At 33.3% G+C, this 19,759-nt stretch carries 21 protein-coding genes and 1 tRNA gene; 12 read left to right on the top strand and 10 right to left on the bottom strand.

Going from position 1 to position 19,759, the window contains the following annotated elements; genetic code table 11:
* The first annotated feature begins 166 nt into the window (after positions 1–166).
* From ABZP37_RS08230 to rny, 3 genes are all read left to right on the top strand, one after another.
* Positions 167–457 carry a hypothetical protein gene (locus tag ABZP37_RS08230; protein WP_366187191.1) on the top strand — a complete coding sequence of 97 codons (291 nt, stop codon included), beginning with the start codon at positions 167–169 and terminating at the stop codon, positions 455–457.
* Positions 458–465: 8 nt separating this feature from the next.
* The gene (locus ABZP37_RS08225; RefSeq protein ID WP_366187190.1) at positions 466–759 is read left to right on the top strand and encodes a cell division protein ZapA; all 294 of its coding nucleotides are present in this window, start codon (positions 466–468) and stop codon (positions 757–759) included.
* Between the two features lie 211 nt (positions 760–970).
* Positions 971–2,533: a ribonuclease Y gene (gene rny / locus ABZP37_RS08220; protein ID WP_366187188.1), complete on the top strand. Its 1,563-nt coding sequence runs from the start codon at positions 971–973 to the stop codon at positions 2,531–2,533.
* Positions 2,534–2,753: 220 nt separating this feature from the next.
* Here rny and xerD read toward each other — a convergent pair whose 3' ends face one another.
* From xerD to ABZP37_RS08205, 3 genes are all read right to left on the bottom strand, one after another.
* Positions 2,754–3,650: a site-specific tyrosine recombinase XerD gene (xerD, locus tag ABZP37_RS08215; protein WP_366187187.1), complete on the bottom strand. Its 897-nt coding sequence runs from the start codon at positions 3,648–3,650 to the stop codon at positions 2,754–2,756.
* Positions 3,651–3,666: 16 nt separating this feature from the next.
* A complete protein-coding gene (locus ABZP37_RS08210) occupies positions 3,667–4,260 on the bottom strand; it encodes a porin family protein (protein WP_366187185.1) in 594 nt (197 codons plus the stop codon).
* A gap of 129 nt (positions 4,261–4,389) precedes the next feature.
* Positions 4,390–4,887 (bottom strand): hypothetical protein, encoded by a 498-nt coding sequence (locus ABZP37_RS08205; protein ID WP_366187184.1) that lies wholly within the window; start codon positions 4,885–4,887, stop codon positions 4,390–4,392.
* Positions 4,888–5,338: 451 nt separating this feature from the next.
* Between ABZP37_RS08205 and ABZP37_RS08200 the strand changes: the two genes are divergently transcribed.
* The 3 genes from ABZP37_RS08200 to ABZP37_RS08190 all read left to right on the top strand — a co-directional run bounded on the left by ABZP37_RS08200 (position 5,339) and on the right by ABZP37_RS08190 (position 8,456).
* Positions 5,339–5,905 carry a porin family protein gene (locus ABZP37_RS08200; RefSeq protein ID WP_366187182.1) on the top strand — a complete coding sequence of 189 codons (567 nt, stop codon included), beginning with the start codon at positions 5,339–5,341 and terminating at the stop codon, positions 5,903–5,905.
* Positions 5,906–5,979: 74 nt separating this feature from the next.
* Entirely contained in the window at positions 5,980–6,393 is a 414-nt protein-coding gene (locus ABZP37_RS08195; RefSeq protein WP_366187180.1) for a type II 3-dehydroquinate dehydratase, read from the top strand.
* 488 nt (positions 6,394–6,881) lie between these two features.
* Positions 6,882–8,456 (top strand): S41 family peptidase, encoded by a 1,575-nt coding sequence (locus ABZP37_RS08190; protein ID WP_366187178.1) that lies wholly within the window; start codon positions 6,882–6,884, stop codon positions 8,454–8,456.
* A gap of 343 nt (positions 8,457–8,799) precedes the next feature.
* On the opposite strand, the gene ABZP37_RS08185 is transcribed toward ABZP37_RS08190, so the two are convergent.
* The 4 genes from ABZP37_RS08185 to ABZP37_RS08170 all read right to left on the bottom strand — a co-directional run bounded on the left by ABZP37_RS08185 (position 8,800) and on the right by ABZP37_RS08170 (position 12,222).
* Positions 8,800–9,666 (bottom strand): cation diffusion facilitator family transporter, encoded by an 867-nt coding sequence (locus ABZP37_RS08185; protein ID WP_366187176.1) that lies wholly within the window; start codon positions 9,664–9,666, stop codon positions 8,800–8,802.
* Positions 9,667–9,748: 82 nt separating this feature from the next.
* Positions 9,749–11,062: a UDP-N-acetylglucosamine 1-carboxyvinyltransferase gene (gene murA, locus ABZP37_RS08180; protein WP_366187175.1), complete on the bottom strand. Its 1,314-nt coding sequence runs from the start codon at positions 11,060–11,062 to the stop codon at positions 9,749–9,751.
* Between the two features lie 77 nt (positions 11,063–11,139).
* Positions 11,140–11,853 carry a DUF4290 domain-containing protein gene (locus tag ABZP37_RS08175; protein ID WP_366187173.1) on the bottom strand — a complete coding sequence of 238 codons (714 nt, stop codon included), beginning with the start codon at positions 11,851–11,853 and terminating at the stop codon, positions 11,140–11,142.
* A gap of 84 nt (positions 11,854–11,937) precedes the next feature.
* The gene (locus ABZP37_RS08170; protein WP_366187172.1) at positions 11,938–12,222 is read right to left on the bottom strand and encodes a DUF493 family protein; all 285 of its coding nucleotides are present in this window, start codon (positions 12,220–12,222) and stop codon (positions 11,938–11,940) included.
* 139 nt (positions 12,223–12,361) lie between these two features.
* Between ABZP37_RS08170 and ABZP37_RS08165 the strand changes: the two genes are divergently transcribed.
* The 5 genes from ABZP37_RS08165 (at position 12,362) to ABZP37_RS08145 (ending at position 16,913) form a co-directional block, all read left to right on the top strand.
* The gene (locus ABZP37_RS08165; protein ID WP_366187496.1) at positions 12,362–12,907 is read left to right on the top strand and encodes an ATP-binding protein; all 546 of its coding nucleotides are present in this window, start codon (positions 12,362–12,364) and stop codon (positions 12,905–12,907) included.
* A 30-nt stretch (positions 12,908–12,937) separates the two neighbouring features.
* The gene (locus ABZP37_RS08160) at positions 12,938–14,833 is read left to right on the top strand and encodes an ATP-dependent DNA helicase RecQ (protein ID WP_366187170.1); all 1,896 of its coding nucleotides are present in this window, start codon (positions 12,938–12,940) and stop codon (positions 14,831–14,833) included.
* Positions 14,833–15,780, top strand: coding sequence for a methionyl-tRNA formyltransferase (gene fmt, locus ABZP37_RS08155; RefSeq protein WP_366187168.1), 948 nt, complete (start codon positions 14,833–14,835; stop codon positions 15,778–15,780). Before ABZP37_RS08160 ends, fmt begins: the two co-directional genes overlap by 1 nt.
* Before the next feature lie 175 nt (positions 15,781–15,955).
* The gene (locus tag ABZP37_RS08150; RefSeq protein WP_366187166.1) at positions 15,956–16,228 is read left to right on the top strand and encodes an HU family DNA-binding protein; all 273 of its coding nucleotides are present in this window, start codon (positions 15,956–15,958) and stop codon (positions 16,226–16,228) included.
* Positions 16,229–16,352: 124 nt separating this feature from the next.
* Positions 16,353–16,913 carry a YqgE/AlgH family protein gene (locus ABZP37_RS08145; RefSeq protein ID WP_366187164.1) on the top strand — a complete coding sequence of 187 codons (561 nt, stop codon included), beginning with the start codon at positions 16,353–16,355 and terminating at the stop codon, positions 16,911–16,913.
* 98 nt (positions 16,914–17,011) lie between these two features.
* On the opposite strand, the gene ABZP37_RS08140 is transcribed toward ABZP37_RS08145, so the two are convergent.
* Positions 17,012–17,848: an aminotransferase class IV gene (locus tag ABZP37_RS08140; RefSeq protein WP_366187163.1), complete on the bottom strand. Its 837-nt coding sequence runs from the start codon at positions 17,846–17,848 to the stop codon at positions 17,012–17,014.
* A gap of 55 nt (positions 17,849–17,903) precedes the next feature.
* A complete protein-coding gene (locus ABZP37_RS08135; protein ID WP_366187161.1) occupies positions 17,904–18,296 on the bottom strand; it encodes an START-like domain-containing protein in 393 nt (130 codons plus the stop codon).
* 151 nt (positions 18,297–18,447) lie between these two features.
* Between ABZP37_RS08135 and ABZP37_RS08130 the strand changes: the two genes are divergently transcribed.
* Positions 18,448–18,521, top strand: a tRNA-Met gene (locus ABZP37_RS08130).
* A gap of 64 nt (positions 18,522–18,585) precedes the next feature.
* Here the strand turns inward: ABZP37_RS08130 and ABZP37_RS08125 are convergent.
* Entirely contained in the window at positions 18,586–19,584 is a 999-nt protein-coding gene (locus tag ABZP37_RS08125) for a substrate-binding domain-containing protein (protein ID WP_366187494.1), read from the bottom strand.
* Between the last annotated feature and the right edge of the window lie 175 nt (positions 19,585–19,759).

Genomic DNA, 19,759 nt, shown 5'->3' with positions numbered 1-19,759 from the left:
TGCTAAGATAAAAAAGTAATTCGTATTGGTTTACAAAAAAAACAGAAATCGTAACCAATTACATTACAACAATTTGCCATTTTTATAATAAAAAAACAAATAAAATATTGTAATAATAAAAACTAATACTAAATTTGTAATATTAAGTAATGAATTAGGAAATAGGATGAGTGTAATTGCAGAAATAATTGATACTCTTGAAAATAAAGTTGGAAAACTGATTCTAAAAATACAAAATTTAGAAAAAAACACTCAAGAATTACATATCGAATTAGCAAAATCTGCAAAAATCATACAAACTCAAAACACTGAGATTGAAGCGTTTAAATCGCAATATGAAACACTTAAAATAGCCAACTCATTACTTGGCAGTGACGAAAATAAGAGAGATACAAAGCTTAAAATAAATTCATTAATTCGCGAAATTGATTATTGTATAGCACAGCTATCAGACTAATAATAAAAATGGACGAAAAGCTTAAAATTAAAATATCAGTTGCAGACAGAGTCTATCCGTTAACGGTGGATCCATCTCAGGAAGAAGGACTTAGAAGTGCTTCTAAAAAAATTGATACTATGATTAAGCAGTTTGAAGAAAATTACGCTGTTCGTGACAAGCAAGATGTTTTGGCTATGTGCGCCTTACAATTTGCCTCACAAGTGGAACAGAAACAAATTGACAATGCTATTAATGGAGACGAAACCATGAATAGATTAAATAAAATCAATGCGTTACTAGACCATTATCTCGATAAATAAACGTTCTTTACATAACTAAGATACTGCCTACATTAGTTCACATTTGGTAAACTCAACACTAACAAATTAGAATGAGCAAGTCATCGCTACTAGAGTTACGTCCCAATTCATTGGGAAAACTTGAACAGTGAGTTAGCTCAAAACTTGTCATATTCGAGTTTATTCAAGCAATTAATGTAGGCTTTTTTTTATATATAAATTTTAATCAAACATGGACATAGTAACAATCGTCATCTCAGGGATTATAGGTATTGCAGGAGGTTTTAGCATCGCAAAAATCATAGAAAAAAGCAATATTTCTAATTTAATTAAAAACGCAAAAAAAGAGGCTTCGTCTATATTAAAAGACGCTAATCTTGAAGCAGAAAACATAAAAAAGGATAAAATTCTTCAAGCCAAAGAAAAATTTATCGAACTAAAATCAGAACACGAACAAGTGATTTTAGCTAGAGACAAAAAAGTTGCCGAAGTTGAGAAAAGAACTAGAGACAAAGAATCTCAAATCTCTAACGAACTATCTAAAGCTAAGAAAATCAACGATGATTTTGAAAGTAAAACAACTGAGTTAAGCTCTAAAGTCGAAATTTTAGAGAAAAAACAAACGGAGGTTGAAAAACTTCATAAGAGCCAATTACAGCAACTGGAAGTAATTTCTGGATTATCAACTGAGGACGCTAAAAACCAATTGATTGAAGGATTAAAAACAGAAGCTAAATCCCAAGCGATGTCTCATATACAAGACACGATTGAAGAAGCTAAACTTACCGCTCAACAAGAAGCTAAAAAAATCATTATCAATACCATCCAAAGAGTTGGTACAGAGGAAGCGGTAGAAAACTGCGTATCTGTTTTCAACATTGAATCTGATGATGTAAAAGGAAGAATCATTGGTCGTGAAGGTCGTAACATTAGAGCTCTAGAAGCTGCTACAGGAGTAGAAATCATTGTTGACGATACACCTGAAGCAATTATTCTTTCTTGTTTTGACCCCGTACGTAGAGAAATCGCTCGTTTGGCTTTACATAAATTAGTAACTGACGGTCGTATTCATCCAGCTCGTATTGAAGAAGTGGTTGCTAAAACAGCGAAACAAATTGATGACGAAATTATTGAAGTAGGTAAACGTACCGTTATTGATTTAGGAATTCACGGTTTACACCCAGAATTAATTAAAGTAGTTGGTCGTATGAAATACCGCTCTTCTTACGGACAAAACTTATTACAACACTCAAGAGAAGTTTCTAAGCTTTGTGGAATAATGGCTGCCGAATTAGGCTTAAACGTCAAGCTAGCTAAAAGAGCAGGTTTACTTCACGATATTGGAAAAGTGCCAGATGCTGAAAGTGATTTACCTCACGCTTTATTAGGAATGCAATGGGCTGAGAAATTTGGAGAAAAAGAAGAAGTTTGTAATGCAATTGGAGCTCACCACGACGAGATCGAAATGAAATCTTTGTTGTCTCCAATCATTCAAGTATGTGATGCCATTTCAGGTGCTAGACCAGGAGCAAGAAGACAAGTATTAGATTCTTATATTCAACGTTTGAAAGACCTTGAAGAAGTAGCTTACGGATTCAACGGTGTGAAAAATGCTTACGCAATTCAAGCGGGTAGAGAACTTCGAGTAATTGTTGAAAGTGAAAAAGTATCTGACGATAACGCTGCTACCTTATCATTTGAAATTTCTCAAAAAATTCAAACTGAAATGACTTATCCAGGTCAAGTTAAAGTAACTGTAATTAGAGAAACTAGAGCGGTAAATATCGCAAAATAATAAGTTTAGAGTTTAGAGTTTAGAGTTTAGAGTTTAGAGTTTAGAGTTTAGAGTTTAGAGTTTAGAGTTTAGAGTTACGATATGATTTACTACGTAAATCATATCGTAACTTTTTTTTTCATATATATGACAAGTAATACCCGAACTCACTAACCAGAAACTGACCACTCAGATTGAGTACTGAGACTGAATACTGAATACTGAATACTGAGACCGAGAATTACTTCCTTGGATGGTATGTATTCATCACCTCGGCCAAGAATTTTCGATCTAGATGTAAATATACCTCTGTAGTGGTTATAGACTCATGTCCAAGCATTAATTGAATAGAACGAAGATCAGCACCATTTTCTAATAAATGAGTCGCAAATGAATGCCTAAAAGTATGAGGACTTATTTTTTTATGCAATCCTATTTCAACAGCTAGGTTTTTAATTATCGTAAAAATCATTGCCCTTGTCAATTGATTTCCTCTTCGATTCAAAAACAAAGTATCCTCACTGCCTTTTTTTATCGTCACATGAGAACGAACAGTATCTCTATAAATCTGAATGTACTTTTGAGACAATGCGCTAACAGGTACAAACCGTTGTTTATTTCCTTTTCCGGTAACCTTAATAAATCCTTCTTCAAAAAACAAATCAGAAATCTTCAAGGTTACAAGTTCCGATACCCGTAAACCACAACCATACAACATTTCCAGCATGGCACGATTGCGTTCTCCTTCATTAGTGGACAAATCGATAGCTTTAATCAATGAGTCAATTTCTTCTACCGCCAAAGTATCTGGTAATTTCCGACCAATTTTAGGACTTTCAATTAATTCTAATGGATTATCAACTCGATAATCCTCAAAGATTAAATAACTAAAAAAACTTTTAAGTCCAGAAATAATTCTAGCTTGTGAACGGGCATTTACCTGAGTAGCTATCGAATAAATAAATTGCTGGAGGGTTTCCTCAGCAATTTTTAGCGGAGAAACTACTATTTGATTGGCGTCCAAAAATTGACGCAATCGCTCAATATCAAAAGTGTAATTCTCGACGGTATTTTTAGACAAGCCCCGTTCAATTTTGAGATACGATTGATAGTTTTTAATAAATGTAGTCCAACTCATATTTAGGATAGAAAAATTAAAACGTATAAGCCGCAGATAGCGACAAAATGCTATTGCGGTTATAATAATCTTTTACATAATCCGAATTTGCCATTTTTGTAATTCCAACATAATAACGAATACCCAAAGAAAATTGTTCACTAAAATCATATCCCGTTCCAAAATTGAAACCAAAATCAACCTTTTTAAACTCATCACTCACATCAGGCTCTACTGTACTTCCCTGATAATCCACAGTTGCTTTTGTATCTATCAAAAAACCAACTTGAGGCCCAGACTCCAAGTACAATTGATTTACTAAATAATATTTAACTACAACTGGAACATAAATAAAAGATAATTTAATAGTTCCATTATCAACTACAACCGAACCAACAGAAAAATTATCTCGTTTTACAGATTGTTCCAGATACAAAGCTTCTGGTTGTACATACCATTTATCTGCTAATTTAATTTTAGAAAAAAGACCAATTTGAAAACCAACTTTGGTATCTACTTTACTACCAAACAAGGAAACATTAGCGCCACCTTTTAGGCCAAATTTAGCTTCTTGTCCCTGAACATGAACAGCAATAAAAACAACTAAAACAGCTAAAATAATTTTATTCATAATTGAGAAATTTAATTTCCATAAACATACATACTTATTCTTTCAAAACCAATAGTTAACCTATTTATAGCATTATTTTAAAACAAAAAAACCTCCCAAATTGAGAGGTTCTTGAACATATTATTTTTTTTATAATTTAAAATTCACTCCTACATTTACTGAAGAAAAAGTTCCACCATCTACAGCTATTCCTTTGTAACCCAAATACACATCAAAAGTATCTCCAAGATATCCTAATTTAGGTTGGTATAAAAAACCACCATCATTACCATCACTAACTCCAATAGCATATCCTACATCAGCCCCTAAATACCAATCTGTAGCTATACCAAATTGAACATTACCAGCAACTGGAATGAAACTTACAGCATCTGGTTTAAAACTTCCACCTCCTGGTAAATCATAAGATTTTCCTAAATAAGTCGTGTAACCAGTAACTACACCTGCATGAAATTTGTCTGAAAAATGCCAAATATAAGACAAATCAGCACCTAAGTTCAAAGAACTAGAATCTTGAATATCACCTGTAGGTAATCCTACATGAGCACCCAACTTAAAAAATCCACTTTGTGCATTCATAAAACTAAATGCAAACACCATTGCTGTTGTTAAAATAACTTTTTTCATGTTAAATAATTTTAAGATTAATACATTATAAAGATACAGAAATTATCATTTACACAATAATATGTTAAATAATTATTTTTAAACACTTTTATTAACAATTCACCAGACTTATTCCTCAATTCAATTCTATTTCACTTGCAGAGACCTCTATTTTAAAATTCCAGAAAATCAATTAAAATACTTAGAAGGACGCTGTACGTTCACAAAACAGAATCCTAAATTAACGGAACATAAACACTAAAATATAACTTTACAAGAGCACATTAAACCGTATAAAAGATATCTATAAGTATAGAATTCTTTTAGAAACTCTGGAACATAAAATAACGAAATAAGATTAAGACATTTCTGCCTATAAGTGGGTATTATGTAAAATAAATAAAATAAAACACAACAATTTTCAGGATAAAGAGTTATAAATTGCGAGATATAAAACTTCAAATATACAATCATGAAAAAGACAATTTTAATCGCCTCTTTATTACTAGGAATAACAACAATTTCTCAAGCACAATCCATACGCTTAGGTGTTAAAGGAGGAATTAATTACGCTAATCAAAATGGAACAGAAATCACCCTAAACTTGACTAACTACAATAATTCAGACGCCATCACCAGCTATCATGCAGGTCTAGTTGCTGAAATTAAATTATTAGAGAACATAGCCATTCAGCCAGAACTTTTATACTCCACTCAAGGTGCTACCTATAAAAATGCAACGGAAGAATTTAAAAACGAATTAGGATACATCTCGATCCCTGTTGTTGCTAAAATATATTTAAGCAAGAGTCTAAGTTTAGAAGCAGGACCTCAAGCATCTTTCTTGTTAAGTGAGAGAAACAAATTTGACTACAAAGAGTCACAAACTTTTGAATTTGCAGCTGTAGCAGGATTAGGATTAAACATAACTAAAAATCTATTTTTACAAGCTCGATATGGAGTAGGACTTACTGAAGCTAGTAAAGATGCTCAAACTAAGAATTCAACTTTTCAAATTTCGGCTGGAATTCTTTTCTAAAAACCACGAAACAAATTTACCACAAACCGTTCTTTAATTGGAACGGTTTTTTTATTTTTACCAAAACATACTATATGAAAATCTGCATCATTAACGGACCTAACCTCAACCTACTAGGCAAAAGAGAACCAGAAGTTTACGGAACTCTCACTTTTGAAGAATATTTTACTGGCTTACAAATAAAGTACCCAACAATTGATTTTGTCTACTATCAGAGTAATATTGAAGGGGAATTAATTGATAAAATTCAAGAATTCGGCTTCAACTATAATGGAATCATCCTCAATGCAGGCGCCTACACCCATACTTCTATTGGTATTGGTGACGCAATCAAAGCCATCACAACGCCCGTAATTGAAGTACATATATCTAACACGTTTTCACGAGAAAGCTTCAGACATCAATCCTATATTTCAGGAAATGCTAAAGGAGTTATTCTAGGTTTTGGACTAAAAAGTTACGATTTAGCTATACAGTCTTTCCTTTAACAGAAAATAATACCATTAGTATTTTAAATTTACTGTGAAAGAATTATTTAATCTTGTCGGGTTGAATGAAGGCGAAACCTAATTCAGGCTAATAATAAATCACGACTGCGCTAGATTTAACAAAATTCAAAAGAGAAAACTCAATATAAATCCCTTAAAAAAACGAGTTAGAAACACTATTCTAGCTCATTTTTTTTGGGCCTAGTCCTGCTGTCCGCTATAGCCCTCTTTCAAAACGCTTTTTTCACTAAGTCAGTACAGGAGCTTCCTACGGTCGCTCTGTACTTCCTGTGAAAAATAGCCTTTTTCAGTTGGGGCTACCACTTCCATCAGGGGCAGAATAGGATCGCAGGATGATTTTATTCAAAATAGTCACATTGATATCCGATTAAAATCATTTTCAATAAAAGAGTCTCTTCGAACTAACATAAAAAATGATCTGCAAAACATTTTGCAAAAACTCCATGAAAAACTATGAAAACCCATCTATGAAAAAAATAATTTTATTCGCTTTTGTAATTTTATTTTTCACTCAGTGTACTTCTGTAAAAAAACAGAATGCACATTTGGACAAATTCATTTCTACAGAAAAACTAAAATTAGATGTTGATTTCACCTATAAAAAACTACAACAGCTACACCCTAATTTATACGGATACATTAGTCAATCCGTTTTAGACTCCAAGTTTGACAGCCTAAAACAAACAATTACTCAACCATTGAAACCGCTTGATTTTTACAAAAAACTGAGCCCAGTAGTTGCAGCCATTAGACAAGGACATACACATCTATATGCACCGACTACCGTTTTTACCAAAAGAGAAACCAAAACATTACTAAAAAAAGGCATAGGTCCTCTTTCACAATTTGACTTTAATTTTAGCCATGACAAACTGTTTGTTATTAAAAACAAATCAGCTAATAAAACAATACAACCAGGAACGGAAGTTATTGCCATAAACCACCTAAAACCAAAAGACTTAATTGCAGAATACAACACATTCTATACCTCAGATGGTTACAATACTACTTTAAAAAAATCACAATCTGGCAAGAAATTTTCTGCTTTCTTTACTGTAGAAAATGGTATTCGTGATAGCTTGGAATACCAGTTTAAATACAAGGACAGTATAAAAAAAATCACGATAAGAAGACTAAAAACAGATACTACAGAAAATGAAGTTGCAAAAAACAAACTATTAAAAGCAAAACCAAAACTTACATCAGCCGAAAAGGAAGCACTTAAAGGCTTAAAAAGCAAGAAAAAAATAAATGGTTATAATAAGGACTCTAAAAATTATAATCGAAATTTAGATTTTATAAAAAAAGACAGTAGTGTTGTTCTAATGAAAATTAGGGCTTTTAAAAATGGTAATTATAAGACCTTTTACAAACAAAGTTTTGAAACACTCAAAAAACACCAAACTCAAACCTTAATACTCGATTTAAGAGACAATGGTGGCGGCCGCCTTACTGAAATTGCTAATTTATATTCCTATTTATCGGATTCTACATTTGTATTTCTACAAAAATCGGAAGTGGTTTCTCGAGCTAGCTTATTTAAAGGAGCATATTTTCATGGGGGTTCATTACCTGTAAAAGCTTTGAAAGTACTTTTTTCTCCCTTTATCTATTCCTATTTGTTACTCACTGTCCAGAAAGCTGAAAACGGTAAAAACTATTATGCTACCGAAACAAGAAAGCACAAAGTAAATAAAAATGCTTTTAAAGGAAAAATATATGTGCTTATCAATGGCGGTAGTTTTTCAGCTTCCAGTATTATTTCGTCAAACTTAAAAGGATCAAAACGAGCGACTTTTGTAGGAGAAGAAACGGGCGGCGATTATAATGGCACCGTGGCTGGTTTTATGCCTGTACTGCCATTACCAAATTCTAATTTGAAAATAAGGATTGGCATTATGGCCATGAGCCCCTATTACTCGACCGAAATTAAGGGACACGGCATTTTCCCTGACACACAAATTAGTCCAACTCTTGAAGATGTGCTTACACCCAAAGACTCAGAACTCAAATGGATTTTAGAAGACCTTAAAAAACAATAGTCCTGTTTATTTATTACCAATTCGGCTATGTCTGCTTAAAATAATCTTAATTTTTAGATTTTTATTGTTTCCACTAGGCTTGCGTGAAAGCAATGTGGTTAATTTAAAGATAAAACATCCTGTTTTGTCATTCCGACGAAGGAGGAATCACACTAGTTGCTCACGATATGTGATTTCTCCTTCGTCGAAATGACACAAAATACACTTAACTTAATGACTTTGTGCGTGAAGGATGGTAGCGATATCCTTTTATGGGGCTTTTTCTGCCTCATAAAAGATATAGCGAACAGCCTGACCCGCAGTTTTTACGGAGGGTCACGCCCTAATAATACGTCTAACGCTACTAATCTGGCTCGATATGAATCAAGATATGTCCCAATTTAGGGATTTCAAGTTTCAAGGTGTCTTTTAATTTGTGAGCCAAGTCATGCCCTTCTTTCACTGTAATTGCTGAGTTTACTCTGGCATGTAAATCAACATGATAGACCATTCCGGCTTTTCGAATAAAACATTTTTCAGTCCCTAGGATTCCGTCCACGGTAGTTGCTACTAACCTTATGTTTTCAACAACATCATCATATAAATGCTCGTCCATAATTTCACCTAAAGCTGGTCTAAAAATTAAGTAGCTATTGTATAATATAAAACCCGAAGCAAATAAAGCCGCCCAATCATCAGCCGCTTCATAGCCTTTGCCTAAAATCAATGCAGTACTAATTCCTACAAATGCTGTGACCGAAGTGATTGCATCAGCTCGATGGTGCCAAGCATCAGCCTTCAAAGAGGAGCTATTAACCTCCATACTTCTTCCTAAAACTAGACGGTAGGAGTATTCTTTCCAGACAATAATCACTCCCAAAACCACTAAGGTCCACGATTCAGGTAAATCATGTGGAGTACTAATATTGTTGATACTTTTATAAGCAATCACCGTTGCCGAGGTTATTAAAAAAACAACTACTAAAAAGGTTATCAAGGGTTCTGCCCTACCATGACCATAAGGATGGTTTTTATCTGCCGGTCTACTCGAATATTTAATTCCAAACAAGACTAACAGCGAAGCAAAAATGTCCGTGGTTGATTCAATTGCATCTGCAATCAAGGCATAAGAATTCCCAAAAACTCCAGCAAAACCTTTAATAATTGCTAAAGCAGTATTTCCTATTATACTAAAGTAAGTCGTTTGTATCGCTTTCTCTTGGTTTGACATATTTTGTAAATAAAAAATCGTTTAAATAACCTTTAAGCGAACTCGAAAGATTATTTAAACGATATAGAAATAAGTTTGTTTTTTATTCTTCTCTAACGATCTTAGCTCCAATAGCTCTCAATCTTTCGTCAATATTTTCATATCCACGGTCAATTTGCTCTATGTTTTGGATTATACTCGTTCCTTTAGCCGAAAGTGCTGCAATTAAAAGAGAGATTCCTGCGCGAATATCTGGTGAGGACATCGTAGTTGCTTTTAACGTTGATTTAAAATCATGCCCCATAACCACTGCTCTGTGTGGGTCACATAACATAATTTTAGCTCCCATGTCAATTAACTTATCGACAAAGAACAAACGGCTTTCAAACATTTTTTGATGAATCAATACATCTCCTTTTGCTTGAGTAGCCACCACTAATATGATACTCAATAAGTCTGGTGTAAATCCTGGCCAAGGCGCATCAGAAATAGTTAGGATAGAACCGTCAATATCGGTTTTCACTTCATATCCATTTTCATGTGAAGGAATATAAATATCATCACCTCTACGTTCTAAAGTAATCCCTAATTTTCTAAATGTATTTGGGATTAAACCTAAATTATCCCAGCTCACATTTTTGATAGTGATTTCGCTTCTTGTCATAGCAGCAAGACCAATCCAAGAACCTATTTCAATCATATCGGGTAAAATTCTGTGCGTACAACCACCCAAACTTGTTACCCCTTCAATCGTTAATAAATTAGATCCAACACCGGTAATTTTGGCTCCCATAGAGTTCAACATCTTGCAAAGTTGTTGAAGGTATGGCTCACAAGCTGCGTTATAAACCGTTGTTCTTCCTTTGGCTAAAACTGCCGCCATAACGATATTAGCAGTTCCAGTTACTGAAGCTTCGTCTAATAACATATCTGCTCCAACTAGTCCCTCAGTTGCTTCCACTCCGTAAAAATGATCTTCACGGTTGTAACGAAACTTAGCACCTAGATTGATAAATCCTTCAAAGTGCGTATCCAAACGTCTTCTCCCAATTTTATCACCACCTGGTTTAGGAATATATCCTTTTCCAAAACGAGCTAATAGTGGTCCAACAATCATAATAGAACCTCTCAACGCTCCACCTTCTTTTTTGAAAGCTTCGGTTTCAAGATAACCTACATTTACTTCGTCTGCCTGAAAATCGTAAGATCCAGATCCTATTTTATTAATTTTGACTCCTAGATTACCTAAAAGTTTAATTAATTTATTGACATCAATAATGTCTGGAATATTATTTATAGTTACTTTTTCGGGAGTTAAAAGTACTGCGCACAAAATTTGTAACGCTTCATTTTTTGCTCCTTGTGGAGTAATTTCTCCTTTAAGACGAGTTCCCCCTTCTATTTTAAATATTCCCATATTAGTTACAAGTTAAATGTTTATTTTTTTTTTAGTTTTTAGTTCAATTTGGTCCCAGAAACGATTGAAAAATCAAGTTACTTATTCTGGTTGTTATTATTTTTCACAAATGGTTTTTTGCTCTTTACATTCTTTTGAATCTTTGGCGGTCCACTTGTCGTAATTTTATTTGATATTCTTTTATTGGTTCGCAATAAATCAGACGTGTTTATCAACTCTTCATCACTTTGAGTTAAATTCAATTTACCATCTGACAATTCATATAAATGTTCAAAGATTACATCATCCTTAACGGTGTCTTTATTCCAGCTTAGATAAGATTTTTTCATATGATTAGCAATCACTTTCACCAAGGCACTTTTCATGTCTCCATCTTCCCATTTATTAGCCACATCAATCATGTATTTGATGTTGTTTCCGTAATATCTGTATTTAGGATAATTTTGAGGGTATTGTAATACATCTGGTCTTAATTGCAGAACTTCTCTAGAGGGAATTGGATAAGGCGATTCTACATCCAATTTAAAATCAGACATGATAAAAAGCTGATCCCACAATTTATGCTGAAAGTCAAGTACATCACGCAAATGAGGATTTAATGTCCCCATTACTTGAATAATATATTTTGCCGCTTTATTGCGTTCTTCAACATTTTCAATTGCTGTTGCTTGATCAATTAATTTTTGCAAATGACGTCCATATTCTGGAATAATCAAATGTTCTCTTTCTGCATTGTACTCCAAGTGGTGTACAACATCATTCGCGTTCTCTTTTTGGTATTTTGAATTCATAAGTGAATTATTTATTGAATCTAAGCGCAGTTTTTATTGACATAACTGACATTCATTGGCTACAGCCAAAAAAAATCTATTGTATTACAGAGAAACAATTCCTTCTATAACAGACAACTCTATGTATTTATCTATTATATCTTGAGAACTCTTCATTTGAACATCAACTGAAATACTTGTATATTTTCCCGTTTTAGATTGGGTGGTTTTAATAACTGCTCCTAAACAATCAAAAGCTTTTTCAATTTTCTCAATCTTGTCAGTATCAGTAGGAACTATAAATTTGAATAAATACAAAGCGGGCCAAGAATTACTTTTTTCCAACTCCTCCTTTAACCTATCATAAAATTCTTCTGTCTTCTTATCCATCTTCGTTTTAAAATAATAGCAAATATACGTTTTCCAATATAAAATAAGAACTATAGAATATGATTTTTTGACAAAAACAATATATTAATCTGAGTCATTTTTTTTAAAATCCCAATAAGTTTAAGTAAGTTTGACTATTATCTCAAAAAAAGTGCAAAAAAAAATCATAGCAATCATAGGTGGCCCAGGAACTGGAAAAACAACCTTAATTAACGGTTTGATTACCAAGGGTTTTTGTTGTTATCCTGAAATATCTCGAGAAATCATCCTTGATGCACAAAAGAAAGGAATAGACCAACTTTTTCTTGAAGAACCATTGCTCTTTAGTGAATTATTACTAGAAGGTCGAAAAAAACAGTATGAAGATGCTATTCAAGAGCCTAACGAAATAGTTTTTATTGACCGTGGATTACCTGATGTGCTTGGATATTTGCATTATGTCAACCAAGAATACCCAACTTCATTTGCGACGGCTTGCAGAGAAAACAGATATTCATCTGTATTCATTTTGCCGCCTTGGAAAGAAATTTATGTTAGCGACCAAGCCCGTTATGAGACCTACGAACAAGCCATCGCTATTCATCAACATATTATAAAAACGTACAGTGACTTTGACTACAATCCTATTGAAGTACCTAAAGACACAGTGGAAAACCGTATTCAGTTTATATTAGAAGCCATCTAACCCAAATCTTAAATTCCGAAACTCACACCTATGTCTGAAGCTTTAGAAATCCTAAAAAAATATTGGAAACATAACGAATTTAGACCACTACAAAACGAAATCATTGATACCGTTTTGAGTGGAAAGGATGCTTTTGCCTTGTTACCAACGGGTGGTGGCAAATCGATTTGTTTTCAGGTTCCTGCCATGATGCAAAAGGGAATTTGTTTGGTCGTTTCGCCACTAGTCGCTTTAATGAAGGATCAAGTTGCTAATTTACAAAGCAGAGACATCAAAGCAATTGCACTTACTGGCGGTATCAAATCAGACGAAATGATTGACCTTTTGGATAATTGCCAATTTGGAAATTACAAATTTTTGTATTTATCTCCAGAGCGTTTGCAGTCTGAGTGGATTTTAGAACGAATAAAAAATCTCGACATCAACTTAATTGCGATTGATGAAGCACATTGTGTTTCGCAATGGGGACACGACTTTCGCCCTGCTTATTTGAAAATATCAAATTTAAAAACACATTTCCCTAATGTTCCATTTTTAGCTTTAACAGCTTCAGCAACTGCTCGTGTGAAGGAAGATATTATAAAAGAATTAGGATTAGAAAAACCAGTACTTTATCAAGAATCTTTTGCTCGAAAAAACATTGCTTATATGGTTTTTGAAGCCGAAGACAAACTTTTTAAAATTGAACAAATTTTAAAGAAAAACCCACAACCTTCTATTATTTATGTTCGAAATAGAAAATCCTGTCTAGATATTTCATCGCAATTGCAAACATTAGGTTTCAAAGCGACTTATTATCACGGCGGACTTCCATCGAGAGAAAAGGACAAAAACATGAGTCTGTGGATGGAAGAAAAAGCACAAGTAATTGTAGCTACCAATGCCTTTGGGATGGGGATTGACAAAGCGAATGTCAAAACAGTCATTCACACCCAATTACCTGAAAATATTGAAAATTATTACCAAGAAGCAGGACGATCAGGAAGAAATAGGGATAAAGCTTTTGCAGTATTACTAACGAGTCCTTCAGACCGCTTTCAAGCCGAAAGTCAATTCATCAATACCCTTGTTGATAAAAAATTCCTAAATCTAACCTATAACAAACTCAATAACTATTTTCAAATCGCTTACGGAGAAGGTATTAACGAAACTTTTACATTTAATTTGAATCATTTTTGTAGTAAGTATAATTTTCCGGTTCTTAAAACCTATAAAGCTTTGCAATTTCTTGACAGACAAAGCATCATTAGCTTGTCACAAGAATTTTCAGAAAAAATCAGTCTTCAATTTATTATCCCTTCCAAAGAAGTAGTTCGATACATCAGTTTGAATCCAAATGGCGAGGAAATCATCCTTGCCATATTGAGGACTTATCCCGGAGTTTATGAAATGGATACCGTTTTCAACAGTGCTTTGATTGCTAAAAAATCAAATCATCCAGAGAAAGAAGTTCTAGCAATTCTGGAAAAATTAAAAGAAAAACAAATCATTGAATACCGCTCTAAAAATAATGACGCATCTTTAACTTTTAACGAAATTAGGGAAGACGAACGCACCATTAATCGTGTTTCTAAATATTTAGAAAAACAAAATCAGCTCAAGAAAGAGCAATTAAAATCGGTTTTAGATTATGTGAAGGAAGACAGCATTTGCAAAAGCAAATTGATCTTAGCCTATTTTGGAGAAAAAGACGCCGATGAATGTGGTATTTGTTCCTATTGCATCACCAAAAAAAGAAGTCCGAAAGACCCTGATGCCCTTTCTAAAAAAATTATTGAGCTACTACAAAATGAAGATTTGAATTCAAGAGAATTACAAAACAGAACTCAAACTAGCAAAGACACTATTATCTTTGCATTACAAGCACTATTAGAAAAAGAAATTATAATAGTTAAATCCAACAATACCTATACTTTAAAATCATAATGGAAAAATTACGAATTGTTTTTATGGGAACTCCTGAATTTGCAGTAGGGATTCTTGACACTATTATCCAAAATAACTATACCGTGGTGGGGGTTATCACCGCTGCTGACAAACCTGCTGGTCGTGGACAAAAAATAAAATATTCCGCCGTAAAAGAATATGCTTTAGTCAATAACTTACATTTATTACAACCAACCAATCTAAAAGACGAGGATTTCCTAGCGGAATTAAAAGCATTAAACGCTAATTTACATATAGTAGTCGCATTTAGAATGCTACCAAAAGTAGTATGGGAAATGCCTAGCTTAGGAACCTTTAACCTCCATGCTTCACTACTTCCTAATTACCGTGGAGCGGCGCCTATCAACTGGGCTATAATCAATGGCGAAGAAAAAACGGGAGTAACCACTTTTTTTATTGATGACAAAATAGATACTGGAGCCATGATTTTAAGCGCTGAAACCGCCATTGATGCTAATGAAAATGCGGGGCAACTTCATGATCGTTTAATGAGTATTGGAAGTACAACCGTTATTGAAACTTTAGCATTGATTGAAAATGGAAATGCAACCACTACTATTCAAACCGATGCGGACAACATAAAGACTGCATACAAACTCAACAAAGAAAACTGCAAAATTGACTGGACTAGATCCACTCAATCTATTCACGACCACATCAGAGGACTGAGCCCTTATCCAGCAGCTTGGACCCTAATTTCGGATAAAAATGAAGAATGGAACGTAAAAATATATGAATCCAAAATACTAGACGAAGAACATCAACTAAACATTGGAACTATTATTTGCACCAAAAAAGAAATGAAAATTGCCGTTGAAAAGGGTTTTATACAAATAATGAGCTTACAATTCCCCGGAAAAAAACGAATGACCACATCCGAACTATTAAACGGCGTTAGGTTTTCTGAAGAAGCAATAGCTCTTTAACCCGCAAAAACATTGGACACAACATGATTCCCAATAAAAACAACCTTATTTATTAACAAAACAAATAAGTTATCAACAAAACGGTTCTAAATTAACCAAAACACTTGCATGCTAGGGATTTCCTGCTAAATTTGTATATAAGAATTCATTAACCAACAATAAATAACATATTATTATGAACAAATCAGAATTAATCGATGCTATCGCTGCAGACGCAGGAATTACTAAAGCTGCTGCTAAATTAGCTTTAGAATCATTTTTAGGAAACGTAAGTGGTACTTTAAAAGCAGGAGGTAAAGTATCTCTAGTAGGTTTTGGATCATGGTCAGTATCAGCAAGAGCTGCAAGAGATGGAAGAAACCCTCAAACAGGAAAAACTATTCAAATTGCTGCTAAAAATGTTGTAAAATTCAAAGCTGGTGCAGAATTAGAAGGAGCAGTAAACTAATCATCGTTTTCTCCCCTTACAGAAACAAAACCTTCCTTATGGAGGGTTTTTTTTTGCATTTCATCGATAAAATTTGGTTTTTTTTTATTTTTTTTCTTAAATTTAATAAAAAAATCACTGTATCATGATTTCAGAAAAATTAATAAAAGGACAACTACTTATATCTGAGCCTTCTATAATTGGAGATTTATCATTTAATAGATCTGTGGTTTTATTAGCAGATCATGACAAAGAAGGTTCTGTAGGTTTTATCATCAATAAACCACTAAAGTACACTATCAGCGACCTAATTCCAGAAATTGAATCCAAATTCAAAATATACAATGGAGGACCTGTTGAACAAGACAACCTTTATTTTATACACAATGTACCTGAATTGATTCCTAACAGTGTGGAAATTTCAAATGGAATTTACTGGGGTGGTGATTTTGAATCTACCAAAGACCTCATTAATAGTGGCACCATCACTAAAGACAATATTCGGTTTTTCTTAGGCTACTCTGGTTGGCACGAAAACCAATTAGAAAATGAAATGAATGCTAATTCTTGGATTGTAACAAATAACAATTACAAAAACAAAATCATAGGAAAGTCTCCTGCTCATTTTTGGAAAGATCAAATCAAAGAACTAGGAGGTGATTACCTTATTTGGTCAAATGCACCTGAAAACCCTTACTTGAATTAAAATTCAGATAGCACTAAATACAAAAAAGGTTAAACACAGTAGTAAAAACTATTGTTGTTTAACCTTTTTTCATTCTATGTATGAAACTTAGAGCTTCTTTAAAAAGCAATTTGCTCATTTAGTTTCTCCACTAGCTTACAAGCAATTTCTGTCTTAAAACTCTTCTTTCTATACTTTGTAATCGGTTGAACTCCTTTAATCACATTGGTAATAAATAACTCATCTGCTTTTTGAAGGTCAAAAGGAGAAATCACCTCTTCAACTACTTCTAAATTTTCTATTTTTTTGGCCAAAACCAAAATTTGTTTTCGCATTACGCCATTCAAACAACCTTCCGCAACTGGAGGAGTAATCAGTTTATTCCCTAAAACCATAAAAATATTACCTTCAATTGCCTCCACCACATTTTTACTATCATTCAATAACAAACAGTTATCCAAACCATTTTCAGAAGCAAAAACACTAGCTGTAATATTCAGCATTCTATTCGTCGTCTTTATAGAGGACAGCAATTGCTTGGTTATATAAAAATCCTTAAACAAATCCACCTCATACTCCTTAGACGCTATACTATATTGTAGTTCCTCCAAAACACTTGCATGAATTAAAAAAGAAACTTCATTAGTTGTAGGCAAATAATATCCTCCATCATTTCTACAAACGGTTATTCTCACTCTAGCCGATTCAACTAGATTATTAGCTTGCGCAACTAAAAGAAGTTGTTCTTCAAAATATTCCATGGTAAAATTCATAGGAATCTCCATTCGAACGACGCGCATGGATGCCATCAATCTAAAATAATGATCTTCCAGAAAAAGAATAACACCATTACTAATCTTTACCGTTTCAAAAACAGCATCACCGTATAGAAAACCACGGTTTTGTGTCAATATATTGGCCTCTTCAGCCACGATTGTTCCATTAAAATTAATCATAAAAAAAGCCCTGAATTTTGTTCAGGGCAAATATATGTTTTAAAATACTATTATACTAGACCGAACCTAGGAGATGTTTCAAATCTGAAATTTGATTTACCCACAATAATCTTGCTTCATCTACTTCATCCGCATCTGCAAAATCAACCACCATTAAAGAAACATCCTTCGTCAATTCATCCACAAGAATATGTAGTTCAAAGAACAGATCAGTATCTTTATTATTATCATCTACCCATTTGAATTTTACCTTTTCGCCTGATTTCTTTGAAGCCAACCTAGCTTTCTCTTCTGAATCATTCCAAATGAAGGTGAAAAACTCCCCACGAGAATTTACATTATCTGCAAACCATTCTGACAAACCTGAAGGAGTCGAAATATATTGATACAACAACTGAGGAGAAGATGAAATAGGGAACTCGATTTCGTAACGTACTTTTTGATCCATGGAGTAAATTAATTTTTTTCGAATATATAGAATATTAACCCGATAAAAAAGTGTTTTTAAAAATATTTTTTTTTCTTTATATTTTACTTGTTTGCTTTAATAAAAGTTTTATATTTGCACCCGCAATCAGGAACAGTTTTCCACTGCATTTGGCGAGGTAGCTCAGTCGGTTAGAGCGCAGGATTCATAACCCTGAGGTCACGGGTTCAACTCCCGTCCTCGCTACTCAAAACAAACCCTTAAACATCAATTGTTTAAGGGTTTTGTATTATTTAGAAATCCCTACCTTTTACTCTTCCAAATTCTCTTTTACAATAATTTCAAGTGGCATATACTGTGTTTCTAAAACTGATTCCTGAAGTACCAATTGCTTATACAAACACTCAATAGCCATATAGCTTTGGATTTCAGGTTTTTGATTGATTAAAAAATCAATCATTCCTTTTTTTAAATATGCTTTATTTTGTTCCAATAAATCATAACCTACAATCCGAATACCTTTAATTTTATTTTTTTCTAAAAACTCTGCAATTAGATATGCTCTAGAATTGGGAACAAAAATACTGTCAATATCCTTAAAAACAGCTAAAGTTAACTGATTGGTTTCGGTGTCTTTTATTGTTACTTCTGTAAAACTCACCTCTTTTTGCTCTGGATTATTCGTGAAAAATGAAGTAAAACCTTCCATACGCTGCAAATAAACGGAGGTTGTTTCTATCTCGCGTGTAATTTTTACTACCAATATTTGATGCGTTTGATACTTTGATAAACTAATTAATTTTCCCGCCAAAAAACCACTTTTAAAAGCGTCTTGTCCAAAATAAGCGTGCGGACTTCCTAACTTTAGATTTGAATCAACCATTACTACAGCTGTATTTTTCTCTTTCCATTTTTTCAGAAAAATAATAGATTCGTCATGAAATACTGGAGCAAACAATAATCCTTGAAAGGTCGATTTCAAAACCTCTTTGGCTTTTATAGAAAACGATTTAGCGTCAAAATCATAAAAAAAGAATTCCAAAACTACTCCATAACTTTCATACTCTTTTGCCGCTTTCTGAATTCCCAGCACATGATTGTGCCAATATTCAACATTATCATCTTTTGGCAATAAAACAGCAAAAACAAACTTCTTATTAAAAGCCAAATTACTCGCAAATACATTTCGTTTAAAACCGTATTCTTTGATTATAGCGTTTACCTTATCAACATTCTCTTGCGCTACTTGCCCTCGATTATGAATAATTCGATCTACTGTTCCCGTAGAAACATTGGCAAGTTTTGCTATTTCTTTAATTGTTATAATAATCTTAGCTATTTAAGTTATTGTTAATTACCCTTTAAAAATAAATATTTCTTCAAATTTAGTAATTCAAATTGACTTTTAACCTATATTTGTAAAGCTCCGTGCGCGAACACGGTGAAAAATATATTTTTTTTTATAATCAATACAAAACTATATT

Source organism: Flavobacterium ovatum (assembly GCF_040703125.1).
Classification (GTDB): Bacteria; Bacteroidota; Bacteroidia; order Flavobacteriales; family Flavobacteriaceae; genus Flavobacterium; species Flavobacterium ovatum.
Note: the sequence above shows the minus strand (reverse complement) of the source record. Positions and strands in the feature narration are given on the sequence as shown.